Here is a 16,754-nt window from a genome sequence, read left to right as displayed (position 1 = left end):
ACGCGACAGGCTGTGCGGCGTGAAGCTCCTGCTCGCTCTCGCCGCGGCGCTCGTCACCTTCGTCGCCGCGCTCCTGCTGACGACGCGCGGGGAGGAGACACCGGCGCCGCCGACGGCACCGGCGGCACTCGCGGGCGTCGAGCGGCGGATCGCGCCGGCCGGGCTCGGCGAGCACCTCGACGCGCTGCAGCGGATCGCCGACGCCAACGGCGGCAACCGCGCCGCGGGGACGGCCGGGGAGCGCGCGACCGCGGACTACCTCGCGGGCCGGCTGCGGGCGGCGGGGTACCGGGTGAGCACGCAGGAGGTCGCGGTGCCGTCCTTCCGCGAGCGCCGGGCGCCGCGCCTGACCGCCGGCTCGCGCACGTACACGGCGCGCACCCTGCAGTACTCGGGCAGCGGCACCGCGACCGGACGGGTCCGCTCGACCGCGATCGGCTGCACCGCGGCGGCGTTCACGGCGCTGCGCGACGGCGAGATCGCGCTGATCCAGCGCGGGACGTGTCCGTTCCGGCAGAAGGTGCTCGCGGCGCAGCGGGCCGGCGCCGCCGCGGTGCTGATCGCCGACGAGGCCCCGGTCCGCGGCTCGCTCCAGCGCCCAGGAGCGCGGATTCCGGTGGTGGCCGTGGGGACGGACGGCGCCGGTCTGGCGGGCGAAGAGGCGCGCGTGGTGGTCGACGCGGAGTCGTCGGAGCGGCGCTCGCCGAGCGTGATCGCCGAGGCGGGCGCGGCCGGCGCGGCCCGGGTCGTGATGGCCGGCGCGCACCTGGACTCCGTCGACGAGGGGCCCGGGCTCAACGACAACGGCAGCGGCGTCGCGGCCGTCCTGGAGATCGCGGAGGAGCTCGGCGGGCGCCGCCTCCCGGACGGCTCCGCGCTGCGGTTCGGGTTCTGGGGCGCCGAGGAGATCGGCCTGGTCGGCTCCACCCGCTACGTCCAGGACCTCAGCCGCGCCGAGCGCGCCCGGATCGCCGCCTACGTCAACCTCGACATGGTCGGCTCACCGGGCGCCGAGCCCGCGATCTACGACGGCGACCCGGCGATCGCGGCGGCGTTGCGCCGGCAGCTGGGTGAGGACGCGCCCCGCGACGACCTCGGCGACAGCTCCGACCACGCGCCCTTCGCCGCCGCGAACATCCCGGTCGGGGGCCTCTTCACGGGGCTCGACAAGTGCTACCACCGGGGCTGCGACACGATCGACAACGTCGACCGCGGCGTGCTCACGACGTCGGCGCGGGCAGCCGGCGGCGCACTCGTCGAGCTCATGTGATCAGCGCCGCGCGGTCAGCGTCACCGGCTTGGAGCGGTTGCCGGCGGCGTCGGTGGCGACGAGCGTGATCCGGTAGCGGCCGGGCGTCAGTCGCTTGCGGAGCGTGAGCGCCGACTTCGTGCCCCGCGCGCGCGTGATCACGCGCCCACCGCGCTTGACGGTGGCGGTGGTCGTGGCCGCTTCGGAGAGGGTGAAGCGCACGGTCCGGTCGATGAGCCGCGCGCGGGTGATCTTCGGTGCGCTCGTATCCCGCTCTGGCTCGGTGGCGGCCACGGCCGGGAAGAACGACTCGAAGCGGGCGTGGATCGAGAGCGGCCGGTCGATGGCGTAGGAGCAGGGCAGGCCGCACGGCGCGCCGAGCACGACGGCGAGGTACGAGCCGCCGAACGGGACCGCGCGCAGCTCGACGTTCGTGCCGGGGTCGAGTAGGTGCGTGCACGAGAAGGTGCACGCGCTGCCATTGACCAGCAGCGCGCCGTTGCCGGTCGTCGACGCGGTCACCCGGAACGGGTCGCCGAAGAGGCGGTAGAGCACGCCGTCGGCGCCGGACGTGCCCGCCACGACGACGTTCCCGTTGTCCTGCAGCGCGCCGGTCGTCAGTGCCGCGGCGTTGATGGTCGCGGTGCCGTCGGCGTCGAAGGTGGGGTCGCGGCGGCCACTGCCGGTCAGCCGGTGGACCGCGCCGCTGGTCCCGGTGGAGCCCGGCAGCACGAGCTTGCCGTCGGGCTGGAGCAGCGGCGCGCCGAGCGTCTCGCTGGAATCGAGCTCGAGGAACTGCACGCCGGCGTCGTTGAACGTGTCGTCGGGCAGGCCGTCGGCCTGGAAGCGCCAGACGACGCCGTTCGCGCCGACCGACGTGCGGCCCGTGACGACGAGCTTGCCGTCGGGCTGCAGCAGCAGGCCGGCGGCGGTCTCGGTGCCGCCCAGGTTGAGCCGCTGCTTGCCGGCGCCCGGGTAGGCCGGGTCGAGGCCGGCGACCGGGTGCAGGCGGGCGATGAACGCATCGGTCGCGGTGCTGCCGGCGAGCAGGATCCGGCCGTTGGGCTGGACCGCGAGGGCGGTGGCGGTCTCGGTCGAGTCGGCGGCGAACGTGATCGCGAGGCGGCCGCCGGCGTTGAAGTTGGCGTCGGGCGCGCCGTCCCGGCCGCGGCGGCGCCACACGAGCGAGTCGCCCGCGCCCTCGCCGGCCACGACGAGCTTGTCCTCCGCGGCGAGCGCGAGCGCGGTGACCTGCTCGGTCGCGGTGGTGGTCGTGAGCGTCGCGCGACCGGACGTGCCGAACGCGGCGTCCGGCTGGCCGGCGGCGTCGAAGCGCCACAGCGTCGCGCGGGTGCCGGCGCTGCCGCCGACGACGATCCTGCCGTCGGGCTGGAGCACGAGCGCGCGGAGGCGGTCGGCACCCGCGGGCGTCACGAACCCGCTCGTGCCGAAGGTCAGGTCGAGGTTGCCGTTGGCGGTCAGGCGGTAGACGCGGCGTTCGCCGGCGAGCACGAGCCGGCCGTCGGCCTGCCGGGCGACGGCGCGGACCGGCTCGCCCGCGAGGCGGAACTCACCGCCGGAGCCGAACGAGGGGTCGCGCTGGCCGGTCGCGGCGGACGCGACCCCGGGCACGAGCAGCGAGAGCACGACGAGGATGGGGAGGAGTCGGAGCATCCGGGCACTCAACCCGGACCGCACCTCCGTCGGCAATCGGTGCCGCGCCCTTAACTTTCCCCGCGACCCTGAAGCAGCGCGTCGGCCGTGCGCGGGTCGAGCTGGCCGTCGACGGGCAGCAGATGCGCGGCCTGGAAGCGCGCGAGCGCGTCCAGCGTGCGGCGGTCGTAGCGGCCGGTGACGGCGTCGACGGGGAGGAAGCCGTGCGCGGCGAGGCGCTCCTGGGCGGTGCGGGCGTGCAGGGCGGGCGCGCCGCCGGCGACCGACCCGGGGACGGCCACGGCGCGCAGCGCGGCGGCGGCGCCGTCCAGGCGCGGGAGCCGCAGCGGGCGGGGGCGGGCGATGAGGGGGCGAGTCAGGTGCATCGTTCTGCACTCCACTGTCGCCCGTGAACGGTCGCGTGACCATTGGGACTTGCCCCGAGGCGCCTCAGGGATTCCCCGGACCCCTTAACGCGGAAAGCCCACCCGGGGGTGGACTCTCGGCCATCAGAAGATCAGGCGGCTTTCGCTGGAAAGGGGACGTCTAAAAGAGGTCTCGCCCTCGGGTTGCCTTCGCTGTCTGACTCCTTCAGGGTAGCGCGCGAGTCGGCGCGTGCGGCGTTCGTAGGATGCTCGGCGTGGGAGATCACCTGATCGTCATGCATTCGGCCGTTCGCGCCTGCCCGGGCTACGACCGCCACGAGACGCCCTCGATGTACCTGGACGGCGCCTCGATCGCCACCGAGACCGAGCACGGTCGGGTCGTGACGGCGCAGATGGCTCGTCGTCAGAACACGCTGGACGAGGCGATCGAGGCGGGCATCCTCGCGCTCGGCGCCGCCGGCATCTCCAAGGGCATCCGGCGCCAGGCCCGCGGCGCGTGCGAGGACTACTTCTACAACCGGCTCGAGCTCACGCCCGACTACGTGCTGCAGCCGCTGGAGTCGGTGCAGCCCGGGCTCGAGCCGCTGCCCGAGGGCATGCAGAAGGTGCTCGAGGACCTGATCGAGCTCGTGGTCGACGGCGACTACGAGGAGCTGCGCGAGCTCTCGCACGAGCGGCTCGAGGTCGAGGACATGCGCCGCCGGCTCGAGGACGACCTGCCGGAGGCGCTCGTGTTCCCGCCGAAGGAGATCTACCGCGTCGAGGCGATCACCAAGTCCGACGAGGCCGAGCAGCCCGGCTGGGCGTACTTCCTGGAGCTGTGGACGGACAAGGGCCCGGCCAAGCTGCACATCGAGGGCGAGATCGAAGAGGCCAACGGCCGCTACGCCGCCTCGCTCGCCGACATCCTGCCGTAAAAAAAGCTGGTCACAAATGGTCGGCGTGGCTGCACATAGAGGTGCATGCCACAGCGCGTCGAGGATCGCGTGCGCCCGATCACGCCCCAGCTGGCGTGGCGCGTCGCCGTGCTCGGCGGGATCGCGTTCGTGCTGTTCGCGGTCGTCTTCTTCCGGCTCTGGTACCTGCAGATCCTCACGGGCGACGTCGCGCGCGGCGCCGCGGCCCGCAACGGGCACCGGTCGGAGAAGATCGAGGCGCCGCGCGGCGACATCGTCGATCGTCACCGCCGGCCGCTCGTCAGCACCCGCAAGGCGGCGGTGGTGCAGCTCGTGCCGTCCGCGCTGCCGAAGGCGGTCCACGACCAGGCCGACGAGTACCGCGCGAAGCTGGGCGTCGCGGAGACCGAGCGGCTCGCGAGCAAGTGGCGCTACGAGGCGCTCGCGCGCCAGCTGCGTGACGACGGGCGCGCCTCCACCCCCGAGGAGGTTCGCGAGCGCACCCGCCTGAAGCACCTCGGCGAAGCCGCGCGCGAGGTGCCGCTGCCGCCGCTGCCCGCCGGCGAGCCGGAGCTGACGGCGCTCTACCGCCGCATCGGCCGGGCGATCAAGATCACGCCGGAGACGATCCACGAGCGTGTGATCCGCAGCATCGCGGACACGCCGTTCGCGAACGTCACGGTCCGCACGGACGTCCCGCTCGAGCGCTTCAACTTCATGCGCGAGCGCCCGGAGTCCTTCGCCGGCGTTGTCGTGACCGACCGCTACGTGCGCGAGTACCCGCGCGGCACGCTCGCCGCGCAGCTGTTCGGGACCGTCTCCGAGATCACCGACACCCAGCTCGGCACGCCGAAGTTCAAGGGCGTCAAGCAGGGCACGCGGATCGGGCAGAGCGGGCTGGAGGCGCAGTACGACAAGTTCCTGCGCGGCGTGGACGGCGCGACGCGGTTCAAGGTCGACGCGATGGGCGCGCGCGACGACGAGCGGCGCGTGCTCGTCACCCAGCCCCAGCAGGGCCAGCGGCTGCGGCTGACGCTCGACCTGGACCTGCAGGAGACCGGCGAGCGGGCGCTCGCGCAGGCCATGGCGCACTCCGAGCACGGGGCGCGCGCGGGCGCGTTCGTGGCCATGGACCCGTTCACCGGCGAGGTGTTCGCGATGGGCTCGGCGCCGAGCTTCGAGGCGAGCGTCTTCGCGCGGCCGTTCACGGAGAGCAAATGGCGCTTCCTGACCTCCGACGCGACCCACGCGCCCCTGCTCAACCGCGTGACCGAGTCCGTCTATCCGTCCGCGTCGACGTTCAAGCCCGTGACCGCGTTCGCCGCGCTCGAGTCGGGTCTGATCACGCCGTCGCGCGAGCTCGAGGACGACGGGCACTGGGAGTACGGCGGTCGCGACTACCAGAACGCGCGCGAGGCGCGGTTCGGCTCGCTGAACGTGTCGGACGCGCTGAAGGTCTCCTCGGACATCTTCTTCTTCAAGCTCGGCGCGCAGGCCGACGACCGCGTGATCCAGCGCTGGGCGGAGCGCTTCGGCTACGGCCACCGGACTGGCATCGACCTCCCCGGCGAACGTGCGGGGCTCGTGCCGGACCGCAAGTGGCGACAGGTCGAGTTCGCGAAGTACCGCGCCTGCACGGAGCGCGAGAACGTCCCGCGCGGGACGATGGAGGCGCTGATCGCGTGCGGCGGGGTCGAGAAGGAGTGGACGGGCGGTGACAACCTCAACCTCGCGGTCGGGCAGGGCGACCTGCAGGCCACGCCGATGCAGGTCGCGGTCGCCTACGCGGCGATCGCGAACGGCGGCAAGCTCGTCAAGCCGCACCTCGGCCAGTCGATCGACGACGCCAACGGCGTCCCGATCCAGGAGTTCCGCCCCAACCCGCGCCGCACGATCGAGCTCGACCCGCGCGACCGGCAGGCCGTGCTCGACGGGCTGCGCCGCGCCGCGCGGGAGGAGCAGGGCACGTCCGCCGACGTGTTCAAGGGCTGGCCGATGAAGCGCCACCCCGTGTACGGGAAGACCGGCACCGCGGAGCGCGGCGTCAACCCCGACCAGGCGTGGTACGCGTGCTTCGTCAAGGACGGCGGCCGGCCGATCGTCGTCGTGGTGACGGTCGAGCGGGGCGGTTTCGGCGCCGCGACCGCCGCCCCGGCGGCCCGGATGATCCTCGCGCAGTGGTTCGGCGTACGCGACCGCGGCTTCCACACGGGCACCAGCGTCACGCGCTGACATTGCGCCGCGGCGCTCGAGCCGGTATTACTCCGCCCGTTCTCATGCAGCGCGCTCTGGTCATGCCGCGCGGCACCGTCATGGCGTTCGCCGTGCTCGTGCTGCTCCTCGCCCTCGCCGGGCTGGCTGACCCTGGGCTGACGCTGGCGTTCGCGCCGGCCGTCGTCCTGCTCGCGCTGCTGTGCCTGGGCATGCGCCCGGGTGAGGCGCTCATCTCGCGGCTGCGTGCGCGGTTCGAGACGCGTGCGGTCGCGCGGGCGAGCTCGATGCGGCGCCCGCGGTTGGCGCTGGTCGTGCGGCCGGTCGGCTGCAGCCTCGCGGCGGCGCTGGCGATGCGCCCGCCACCCGTTCGGCTGTAGATCCGGGCGATTTGGCGAGCTGCGCGGGTGGCTGGTCGCGGCGTGCCGTTTTGCCTGCAAATCGGCGAAATTCGCACTTGACGCCGGTGCTCGGAGTGCGCTAAGGCTGAAGAAGGTCATGCGGTCCCGCCGTGCGCACATCGCCCTTTTCGTCCTGCTCGTCGCCCTGTTGGCGGTGAGCGCGACCGCTGCGCTGTTCGCGCTGCCGGTGCTGGCGATCCTCGCGCTGCTCACCGCCGGCCGCTACGTGGGGGAGGAGCGCATCCTCGCCCGCCACCTGGTCGTGCCGCGGGCCCGCCGCGCTCCGGTCCGTCGCTGGCGCCCTGTGCGTCCCGACGGCGTCCGGTCGCTGCTCGCCCGCCGTCCGCGGACGTTCCGCGGACCCCCGATCTTCGCCGCGTGATCTGACGAGCGCCGCCGCGTCGGCGCGCTCGCTCGATCCGCGAGAGCCGTACCGCCGTCCCTGGGCCCTCATCCCTCTCAACCGGCGGTACCCCGACGGGCGCGTGTCCCGCGACGACCCTCCTCTCCGTCGTCGCGGGGCACGTCGGCCCGTCTCCTCCTTCGTACGCACACCCACTCACTCTCTCGAGGAGACGACTTGAAGCATCTCGTTCGGTCGGGCGCGCTCGCGCTCGGCATCGCCCTTGTCGCGGCCGCGCCCGCGGTGGCCAAGGATCAGAAGGTCGACATCCGCTTCGCCGGCGTGGCGGGTGACGAGCCGGTCGCCTGCGGCACGCCGATCGAAGGGCTCGGGACGACCGCGCAGGCGGCGCAGCTGCAGGACCTGCGCTTCTTCGTCTCCGAGGTGGCGCTGATCACGCGTGGCGGCAAGGCCGTGCCGCTCAAGCTGGCGAAGAACTCGGCGTACCGGGTGACGCGCGACGGGATCGGCGTGACGCTGATCGACCTCGAGAACGGCACCGGCTCGTGTGCCGTCGACGGCACGCCGGGCACGAACGCGATCGTTCGCGGCACGGTGCCGGCGGGCAAGTACGTCGGCGCGCGCTGGACGGTCGGCGTGCCGTTCGCGCTCAACCACACCGACGCTCCCGCGATGCCCGCGCCGCTCAACAGCGCGGCGATGGCGTGGTCCTGGCAGGGCGGGCGCAAGTTCACCAAGATCGAGCTGTCCGACCCGGGCGGAGCCACCGGCAGCTGGGTGGCCAAGACGTTCTTCGTGCACCTCGGCAGCGCGGGCTGCACGGGCAACCCGGCGACGGGCCAGACGGTGAGCTGCGCCAACGCGAACCGCGGTTCGGTGCGGCTGAAGAAGTTCAACCCGGCCAAGCAGCAGGTCGCCGTGGACGTCAAGACGCTCGTCGCCGGCAGCGACATCACGGTCAACGGCGGCAACGCGCCGGGCTGCATGTCCGCGCCCACCGACCCCGAGTGCGCGGGCGTGTTCAAGGCCTTCGGCGTCAGCGGCACCCAGACCGTCTTCAAGGCGATCGCCAAGTGAGCCGCGCGCGGCGCCGACTGCTGGTGTTGGCCACCATCGTCTTCGCGGCCGTGGTCGTGCAGACGATGGCGTCGGCGTCGGCGCCGCGCGAGTACAAGTGGGAGCTCCCGAAGGGCTTCCCGAAGCCGAACGTCCCGTCCAACAACCCGATGAGCGATGCGAAGGTCGCAGTCGGCCGGCGCCTGTTCTACGACGTGCGGCTGTCGGGCAACGGCACGCAGTCGTGCGGCTCGTGCCACCGCCAGGAGCTGGCGTTCACCGACGGCAAGGGCCAGGCGCTCGGCTCCACCGGCCAGGTCCATCCCCGCGGCGCGCAGTCGCTGATCAACGTGGTCTACAACTCCACGCTGACCTGGGCGAACCCGGCGCTCGTCTCGCTCGAGCGCCAGATGGAGGTGCCGCTGTTCGGGACGACGCCGGTCGAGATGGGCGTCACCGACGCCAACCGCGACGCGGTGCTGCGCCGGATCCTGAAGGACCCCTGGTACAAGGCCCGCTTCGCCAAGGCCTATCCGGGCTCCAAGAAGCCGATCTCGTGGACGACGGTCATCCGCTCGATCGCCTCCTTCCAGCGCAGCCTGGTCTCCGCCGACTCGCGCTACGACCGCTACCTGCAGGGCAAGGTCAAGCTCACCCCCGCGGAAAAACGCGGCATGGAGCTGTTCATGGGCGAGCGCGCCGAGTGCCACCACTGCCACGGCTCGTTCATCTTCAACGACCAGGTCACCTACAAGGGCTCACCCGCCGAGAAGCCGCTCTTCCACAACACCGGCCTCTACAACCTCGGCGGCACCGGCGCGTTCCCCGAGCCCAACCGCGGCGCCTTCGAGCTCACCTCCGACCCGAAGGACATGGGCGCGTTCAAGGCGCCCTCGCTGCGCAACGTCGGCGTGACCGGTCCGTACATGCACGACGGCTCCGTCCCCACCTTGGAGGCCGCCGTCGACCACTACGCCGGCGGCGGCCGCGTGATCACCGACGGCCCGAACGCCGGCGACGGCCGCGCGAACCCCTACAAGGACCCACTCATCTCCGAGATCAAGCTCGCGCCGGGGGACAAGGCCGACCTCGTGGCGTTCCTGAAGGCGCTGACGGACAAGCGCGTCCTGACCGACAAGCGGTTCTCGGACCCGTTCGCTAGGTCCGCGTCGCGCGGCGCGCGCTGAGCACCCCGAACGTGCCGACGATGAGCCCCAGAGCGCCCACGATCAGCGCGATGATCGCCAGCGTGTCGCTCGACCCGCCGTCGTCGCTCGTGGTCGCCGCAGTGCGCTCGGCGTCGGTCGCTTCGGCCGTGGCGGTCGGCGCCGCGTGGTCCGCGCCGTGCTCGTCACCCGCCGCCTCGGTCACGGAGACGGTCGGTGCCGGGTTGTCGGAGTCCTCGGCGCCGATCCAGCGCACGACCTCGCCGCCCGTGTAGGTCTGCAGCGCCTTGAAGGTCAGGGTGTCGCCGGCCTCGCCGGGGATGCGGACCGAGAGGCCGAAGTCGCGGAAGGCGCCGGGCGGGATCGCGTCGTCGGCGTCGTCGGCGGTCCAGGTGATGGTGTCGACGGCCTCGGTGATCTCGCCGTCGTCGGTCTTGATCGGCGTCTCCAGCTGCTTCTTGGTGACCTTGACGTCCCAGCCGGGGATCGGCTCGAAGGACGCGGAGGCGAACCCGTCCGGGAACTGGAGCTCGACCTTCTGGGTCGAGGCGTCGTCGCGCTCGTTCGGGACGCGGACGTTGAGGCGGGTGTAGCCGCCCGCGGCGGCGGTGCTGGGCTGCAGCGTGACGTGCGCCTGGGCGACGGCGGGGGCGGCAAGCGTCAGGACCGCGACAGCAAGGACTAGGGGGGTGCGCATGGCTACTTCCTTCAGACCCGAGGGTTTGGAGTCGGCTACCCGAGAGTTTCAGCGGACCAACACGTCGCGTGATAGGAAAGCGCTCGGACATGAGCAGAGGACTTTCAAAAATGAGCAGCTGGAGCGCAACCGTCGCGACGTTGGCGGCCGCGGCCGTGTGTGGACTCGGGGCCGCAACGGCGCAGGCGGCGATCGTCATCAACGAGGTCGAGTCCGAGGGCACGGCCGACTTCATCGAGCTCAAGAACACCGGGGCCGCCACGGACATCGGCGGCTGGGTCCTGAAGGACTCCAACAACGGCAACACGTTCACGGTCCCGGCGGGCACGACGCTGCCCGCGGGTGGCTACTTCGTCGCGTTCCCGGGCTTCGGGCTCGGCTCGAGCGATCAGGCGCGGCTGTTCACGCCCGCCGACCTCGTCACCCCGATCGACAGCTACACGTGGACCGAGCACGCGATCACGACCTACGGCCGCTGCCCGGACGGCACCGGCGCGTTCAGCTGGACCAACCGGCCGACGCAGGGCGCCGCGAACGACTGCCCGGCCCCGGCGGCGACCTGGCCCGGCGGCGTCTCGATCGCCGACGCGGACGACCTCGCCGTCTTCAGCTCCAACCTCAGCGGCATCGCCTACCAGCCGGGCGCCAACGGCGCGCGCGGCGTGCTGTGGGCGGTGCAGAACGGGCCGTCCACGCTCTACCGGCTCGTCCATGACGGCAGCAAGTGGGTGCGGGACACGGCCGGCGGCTGGGGCTTCGGCAAGCAGCTCGTGTACCCGAGCGGCCTCGGCGTGCCGGACGCGGAGGGCATCACGCTCGTCGCCTCCGACCCCAACGCGGTCTACGTGTCGACCGAGCGCAACGACAGCGGCGGCGACAGCACGATCAGCCGCCCCGCCGTCCTGCGCTACGACACGACCGGCGCCGGCACCACGCTGACCGCGACCAACGACTGGAACCTCACCGCCGACCTGCCGGGCCTGGACGCCAACTCCGGCCTGGAGGCGATCGCCTGGGTGCCGGACACGCTGCTCGTGAGCAAGGGCTTCGTCGACGAGTCCACCGGCGGCAAGTACGACCCCGCGGCCTACCCGGGCCACGGCTCCGGGCTGTTCTTCGTCGGCGTCGAGCAGGACGGCAAGGTCATCGCCTACGCGCTCACGACGGCCGGCGCCTACCGGCGGATCGCGACGATCGCGAGCGGCTTCCCCGCCGTGATGGCGCTCGAGTACGAGCCCGAGACGACGCACCTGTGGGCGGCGTGCGACAACAGCTGCGACGGGCGCACGGCCACGCTCGACATCGACGGCACCGGTCGCTTCGTCGTGACCAACACGTTCGCGCGTCCCGCCGGCATGTCCAACCTCAACAACGAGGGCTTCGCGATCGCCCCGCAGTCCGAGTGCGTCGCCGGCTTCAAGCCCGTCTTCTACACCGACGACAGCGGCAGCGGCGGCCACGCGATCCGCACCGGCACCCTCACCTGCACGGTCCCGAGCCCGGACCCGGACCCGACGCCGACCCCGACGCCGCAGCCCACCACCCCGACGCCGACGCCGACCCCCACGCCGCCCGCGCCGGTGGTCGACCGCACGGCGCCGAGCCTCAAGCTCGCACTGCGCGTCACCAAGACCGGGTCGTTCGCGGTGCGCCGGACCGGCAAGCTGCAGGTGACGCTCACGCTCGGGGAGCGCGCCGACCTCACGTTCACGGCCACGGCGCGCAAGAACAGCAAGGCGCGCGCCCGGTCGATCTACAAGAGCACGCGCAAGGGCGTGAAGGCGGGCACGACCAAGCTCACGGTCACGCTGACCAAGCGCGTGCGCACGGCGCTGCGCAAGGGCGAGACGGTGACGCTGACCCTCCAGGCGCGTGACGCGGCCGGCAACGCGGTGACCAAGCGGGCGAGCGTGAAGGTGCCGTAGCGCCGGGGGGTGACGTGGCACGTTGGCGCTGGTAGCGTCGCGTGCGTGGAGGAAGCGGTGGTGCTCGTCAAGCGGGGCGCACGCCACGCCGGAGTTCCGTGTCCGGCCAACGCGACGATCGGGCGGGAGGCCGAGCTCGTCGAGATCGGCGCGTTGCTGGCCCGGCCGGATGTGCGTCTGCTGACGCTCGCGGGGCCGGGCGGCGCGGGGAAGACCCGCCTCGCCCACGAGGCCGCGCGCGCCGCCGCGGACCACTTCCCCGGCGGCGCCGTGCACGTCACGCTCGACGGCACCGAGGACGCGGGCGTGCTCGTGGCCGAGGCCGCGGCCGCGCTCGACGTCGTCGCCGCGACCGCCGACCAGCTCGCCGAGCAGCTGCGGCTGGCGACGAACGGCGCGCCCGCGCTGCTCGTCCTCGACGGGTTCGAGCGGTTCATCGACGACGCCTGGCAGGTCGGTCGCCTGCTCGCCGCGGCGGAGAACCTGAAGCTCCTGATCTCCAGCCGCGCGCCACTCCGGATCACCGCCGAGCACGTCTACCCGGTGCGCCCGCTCGCGGCGGGCCACGCCGCGCAGCTGTTCGTCGCGCGCGTGACCGCCGCGCGGCCGGACCGCGAGATCGACGACGCCTGCGTGGAGGCGATCTGCGCGCGGCTCGACGGCCTGCCGCTCGCGATCGAGCTCGCCGCCGACCGCGCGCGGCTGCTTCCGCTGCCGGCGCTGCTGGCCGGGCTCGAGGACCGGCTCGCGCTGCTCACCCACGGGCCGCGCGACCTGCCGGCCCGCCAGCGCTCGCTGCGCGCCACGCTCGACTGGTCCTGGGACGCCCTCGACGACGCCGAGCGCACGCTCCTCGGCCGCATGACCGTGTTCGAGGGCGGCGCTTCGCTCGAGGCGCTCGAGGCCGTCTGCGACCCCGGCGTCGAGCCGCTGCTGAGCGCGATCCTCGACAAGGCCTCGCTCCTGCAGTCGGACGTGAACACGGACGGCCAGCCGCGCTTCGGGATGCTCGACACGATCCGCGAGTTCGCGGCCGAGCGCGCGACCGTCACGGACGCCGCCCGCCGTCATGCGCACTGGTTCCTCGACTACTGCGAGCGCGCCGCCGAGGCCGCCGCGCGCGAGCACCGCCGCGACCAGCTGCAGCGTCTCGCGCTCGAGCGCGGCAACCTCCGCCTCGCCTTCGAATGGCACCTGCGCCACGGCACGCCCGACGACGCGCTGCGGATCGCGATCGCCTTCGCCCGCGCGTTGCCCTGGGATGCGCATGTCCACGAGGTGCGGAGCTGGCTTGCTGGTGCGTTGGCCGCAAAGCCGAGCGAGAACGTGCCGGCGGCGCTCTACTGGGACGGGCGGCTCGCGCTCTCGCAGGCCGCGTTCGCCGAGGCCGCCAAGCGGCTCGGCGCCGCCACGCGGGCCGCGCAGGAAGCCGGCGACGCGGCGCTGGAGGCCGCCGCGCTCGTCGCCCATGGGCGCTGCGCCGCGCTCGTGCGCCGCGCGGACGCCGCGCCGCTGTGCGAGCGCGCCCTCCTTGCCGCGCGTGCGGTCGGGGACCCGGGCCTGATCGGCGACGCGCTGTTCGCCCTCGCCAGCGCGTACGAGCGTGTGCGCGACTGGGACCGGGTCGAGCGGCTGTCCGCCGAGGCGCTGATCCCGTATCGCGCCGCGGGCGATCCGTACGGCGCCGCGGCCGCGCTCGCCGAGCTCGGGTGGTTCGACCTCGTGCACGGGCGGATCGAGCTCGCCGAGGAGCGCTTCGCGGAGGCCGTCGCGTTGCGTGAGCGGCACGGCGACGACCGGCGGCTCGTCGAGCCGCTGATCAACTACGCGTGGCTTGCGTTCGCGCGGCGCACCGCCGAGGAGGCGCGCGTCCAGTTCCTCGAGTGCCTGTCGCGCGCGCAGCACATGGACGACCGCTTCACGATCGCGGAGGCGCTCGGCGGGCTGTCGGCGGTCGCGGCGCTCGAGGCGCGTTGGAGCGAAGCCGCGCGGCTGGCGGGCGCGTCGGCGGCCGTGCAGGAGCGCACCGGCGCGCCCGCGTGGGAGTCGGTCGTGGACGAGGTCGAGCGCGGGCTCGCCGAGGCCCGCGAGGCGCTCGGGCCGCACGCCTTCACCAGCGAGTTCGAAGCGGGCCACGCGCGCGGTGAAGACGAAGCGCACCAGTGACGAGGACTTCGTCGCGATCCGGACCAAGCTGCTGGTCCCCGAGCTGCGTGGTGAGCAAGCCGGTCGCCTGGGGCTCGTCCGCGTCCTGGAAGCCGGCCGTGCGCGGCGCCTGACGCTCGTCGCCGCCCCGACCGGGTTCGGCAAGACGACCATGCTCGCGGCGTGGGCGGCAGTCAGCCCGGCTCGCTTCGCCTGGGTCTCGCTCGACGAGGCCGACGACGAGCCGACGCGCTTCTGGAGCTACGTCGTCGCCGCGCTCGAAGGCGCCGCGCCCGAGTTCTCCGGCACGCCCGCGCGGCGTCTGCGCGCCCCCGGCGTGCAGGTCGCGGACGAGGTGCTGCCCGCGCTGGTCAACGCGCTCGGCCCGGCGACCACGCCGCTGGTGCTCGTCCTCGACGACTACCACCTGATCGCCGACGCGACGATCCACGAGGACGTCGGCTACCTGCTCGAGCGGCTCGGCCCGGGGGTCCACGTCGTGCTCGCGGGCCAGGCCGACCCGCCGCTCAAGCTCGGCCGGCTGCGGGCGCGGGGCGAGCTCAACGAGCTGCGCGTGCAGCAGCTGCGCTTCAGCGACGAGGAGGCGACCGCGCTGCTCAATGGCCAGCACGGCCTCAAGCTCGCGCCGGAGCAGATCGCGGCCGTCCAGCACCGCACGGAGGGCTGGGTCGCGGGCCTGAACCTCGTCGCGTTGTCGTTGCGTGACGCCGCCGATCGCGAAGGGCTGATGGCGCGGATGCCGGTCGGCGACCGCTTCCTCGCCGACTACCTGTGGGAGGAGGTCGCCGCGCACCAGACGCCGGACACGCGCGCGTTCCTGATGCGCACGTCCGTGCTCGAGCGGCTCTCCGGCCCGCTCTGCGACGCCGTCGCCAACGGGACGGACAGCGCCCAGCGGCTCCTCGCGCTCGAGCGCGGCAACCTGTTCGTCGTCCCGCTCGACGCCGAGCGGCGCTGGTACCGCTACCACCACATGTTCCGCGCGATGCTGCGGCGCCAGCTCGAGCGCCAGGAGCCGGACGCCGTCGCCGACCTGCACCGCCGCGCGAGCGCGTGGTTCGCCGACCAGGGCGACCTCGCGGGCGTGATCGACCACGCGCTGCTCGCGGGCGACGCGCACGTGGCCGCCGACGCGCTCCAGCGCCACTGGCTGGACCTCTACAGCGACGGCTGGGCGAACAGCGCGCTGGGCTGGATCGACCGGCTCCCGCGCACGACGCTCAACGAGTACCCGCGGCTGTCGCTCGCACGGGCCGGCATCGCGCGCGCCATGGGCCGCCTCGACGAGGTCGAGCCGTGGCTCACGCGCGTCGAACACGCCGCCGCCGAGGAGGGCGACGAGACGGCACGGCGTGACCTGCGCGCGGGTCTCGCCCGGCAGCGGTCGATGCTCGCGCTCGTGCAGGCCGACGTCGGCGGCGCCGTCCGCCTCGGCCGGCTCGCGATCGCCGAGCGGCCGCCCGACTCGCCCGAGGCGCCCGCAGACTCCTACTTCCTCGGCATCTGCCTGTTCTGGACCGGGGCGACCGCCGAGGCCGAGCAGCGCCTGCGCGCGTACCTCGACGTCACCGCGCCGGGCGAGCAGGACGTGCGGCGCGTGTTCGCGATGGCGCTCCTGGCCACCGCGCACGCGCGCCGCGGCGAGCTCGACGCCGCCCAGCGGCTCGTCGAGGCGTCGCTGGCGACCACCGACCGGCGCGGCCTGGGCGAGCACCCGCCGACCGAGCAGACGCACGTCGCCGCCGGGATCGTCGCCTTCCAACGCGACGCCTACGAACGCGCGGAGGAGCACCTCGAGCACGCGGCGACGCTCGCCCGCCGCGGCGGCGACCGCCTGGAGATCGCGCACGCCCTGCTGTGGCTCGGCCGCGCCCGGGCCCGGTCCGGCGACGGCCCGGGCGCCGGGGACGCGCTCACGGCCGCGCGGATCCAGCTCCGTGGCGCGCGCGTCCCGAGCCTCGTCGAGCTCGAACGGGTCCTCGAGCACGAGATCCGGTCGGCGCCCGCCGCCCCCGAGTCGGAAGCCGTCGACGACGAGCTGCTCAGCGCCGCGGAGCTGCGCGTGCTCGAGCTGCTCCCGAGCGACCTCACCTACCGCGAGATCGCGGACCGCCTGTACCTGTCGCTGAACACCGTCCGCACGCACGGCCAGCGCATCCGCCGCAAGCTGGGCACCTCCACGCGCGACGAGGCGGTCAGCGCCGCGCGGCGCCTCGGGTTGCTGTGAGCGGCAACGGCAACGGCTGATCACACCCGCGGGCGCCGCGTCCAGCGCGCGGCTTGTCGGCCGCGGCGGTGACGAGGAATTGCTTGACCCGTCGCGGCGGGCGTGATGTGGGCAGGTGAGGAGGGTTCCCCTCACTGAGTGAACGCTCAGGCGTTCACCTCAGATCGATCACGAACGACCAGCCGCGCACGTGCCGTCGAGGTGATCCGTCAGTTGACCCCCCTGAGGGGCGTCAAGTGACGGATGACCCCCACGAGGCGGTGTTCGGCCCTCGCCATACCAACGGGGAACGCAACGCGTTCCACAGTCCGGGGAACCCGGCTCACTGGCACATGAGCGCGCCCACCCTGACGCGGC

Annotated in this window: 13 protein-coding genes; 10 read left to right on the top strand and 3 right to left on the bottom strand. The window is 73.4% G+C overall.

Annotated elements, in window-relative coordinates; translation table 11 throughout:
- Positions 1-19: 19 nt before the first annotated feature.
- Positions 20-1,270, top strand: coding sequence for a M28 family peptidase (locus OJ997_RS18020; RefSeq protein WP_270026577.1), 1,251 nt, complete (start codon positions 20-22; stop codon positions 1,268-1,270).
- Here OJ997_RS18020 and OJ997_RS18015 read toward each other — a convergent pair whose 3' ends face one another.
- Both OJ997_RS18015 and OJ997_RS18010 read right to left on the bottom strand, forming a co-directional pair.
- On the bottom strand, positions 1,271-2,923 hold the full coding sequence (locus OJ997_RS18015; RefSeq protein ID WP_270026576.1) for a hypothetical protein: 1,653 nt from the start codon (positions 2,921-2,923) through the stop codon (positions 1,271-1,273).
- A 50-nt stretch (positions 2,924-2,973) separates the two neighbouring features.
- Positions 2,974-3,288: a peptidoglycan-binding domain-containing protein gene (locus OJ997_RS18010; protein ID WP_270026575.1), complete on the bottom strand. Its 315-nt coding sequence runs from the start codon at positions 3,286-3,288 to the stop codon at positions 2,974-2,976.
- Between the two features lie 254 nt (positions 3,289-3,542).
- On the opposite strand from OJ997_RS18010, the gene OJ997_RS18005 reads away from it, so the two are divergent.
- The 6 genes from OJ997_RS18005 to OJ997_RS17980 all read left to right on the top strand — a co-directional run bounded on the left by OJ997_RS18005 (position 3,543) and on the right by OJ997_RS17980 (position 9,403).
- Positions 3,543-4,205: a DUF7668 domain-containing protein gene (locus OJ997_RS18005; RefSeq protein ID WP_270026574.1), complete on the top strand. Its 663-nt coding sequence runs from the start codon at positions 3,543-3,545 to the stop codon at positions 4,203-4,205.
- Positions 4,206-4,250: 45 nt separating this feature from the next.
- Positions 4,251-6,416 (top strand): penicillin-binding transpeptidase domain-containing protein, encoded by a 2,166-nt coding sequence (locus OJ997_RS18000; protein WP_270026573.1) that lies wholly within the window; start codon positions 4,251-4,253, stop codon positions 6,414-6,416.
- A 44-nt stretch (positions 6,417-6,460) separates the two neighbouring features.
- Positions 6,461-6,775 (top strand): hypothetical protein, encoded by a 315-nt coding sequence (locus OJ997_RS17995; RefSeq protein WP_270026572.1) that lies wholly within the window; start codon positions 6,461-6,463, stop codon positions 6,773-6,775.
- 118 nt (positions 6,776-6,893) lie between these two features.
- Positions 6,894-7,178 (top strand): hypothetical protein, encoded by a 285-nt coding sequence (locus tag OJ997_RS17990; protein WP_270026571.1) that lies wholly within the window; start codon positions 6,894-6,896, stop codon positions 7,176-7,178.
- Positions 7,179-7,376: 198 nt separating this feature from the next.
- On the top strand, positions 7,377-8,237 hold the full coding sequence (locus tag OJ997_RS17985; protein WP_270026570.1) for an MbnP family copper-binding protein: 861 nt from the start codon (positions 7,377-7,379) through the stop codon (positions 8,235-8,237).
- A 65-nt stretch (positions 8,238-8,302) separates the two neighbouring features.
- A complete protein-coding gene (locus tag OJ997_RS17980; RefSeq protein WP_272599929.1) occupies positions 8,303-9,403 on the top strand; it encodes a methanobactin export MATE transporter MbnM in 1,101 nt (366 codons plus the stop codon).
- On the opposite strand, the gene OJ997_RS17975 is transcribed toward OJ997_RS17980, so the two are convergent.
- Positions 9,375-10,079 carry a YcnI family copper-binding membrane protein gene (locus OJ997_RS17975; protein ID WP_270026568.1) on the bottom strand — a complete coding sequence of 235 codons (705 nt, stop codon included), beginning with the start codon at positions 10,077-10,079 and terminating at the stop codon, positions 9,375-9,377. The genes OJ997_RS17980 and OJ997_RS17975 overlap by 29 nt on opposite strands.
- 110 nt (positions 10,080-10,189) lie before the next feature.
- On the opposite strand from OJ997_RS17975, the gene OJ997_RS17970 reads away from it, so the two are divergent.
- The 3 genes from OJ997_RS17970 to OJ997_RS37655 are packed head-to-tail and all read left to right on the top strand — an operon-like array spanning position 10,190 to position 16,397.
- Entirely contained in the window at positions 10,190-12,004 is a 1,815-nt protein-coding gene (locus OJ997_RS17970) for a lamin tail domain-containing protein (protein ID WP_270026567.1), read from the top strand.
- Positions 12,005-12,049: 45 nt separating this feature from the next.
- A complete protein-coding gene (locus OJ997_RS17965) occupies positions 12,050-14,170 on the top strand; it encodes an ATP-binding protein (RefSeq protein WP_270026566.1) in 2,121 nt (706 codons plus the stop codon).
- A complete protein-coding gene (locus OJ997_RS37655; RefSeq protein WP_270026565.1) occupies positions 14,148-16,397 on the top strand; it encodes a winged helix-turn-helix domain-containing protein in 2,250 nt (749 codons plus the stop codon). The genes OJ997_RS17965 and OJ997_RS37655 overlap by 23 nt, the downstream gene beginning before the upstream one ends.
- Positions 16,398-16,754: the final 357 nt, after the last annotated feature.

The organism is Solirubrobacter phytolaccae (assembly GCF_027587195.1).
GTDB classification, from domain to species: domain Bacteria; phylum Actinomycetota; class Thermoleophilia; order Solirubrobacterales; family Solirubrobacteraceae; genus Solirubrobacter; species Solirubrobacter phytolaccae.
The sequence above is the reverse complement of the archived record's forward strand: the minus strand, read 5'-3'. Positions and strand labels throughout refer to the sequence as shown.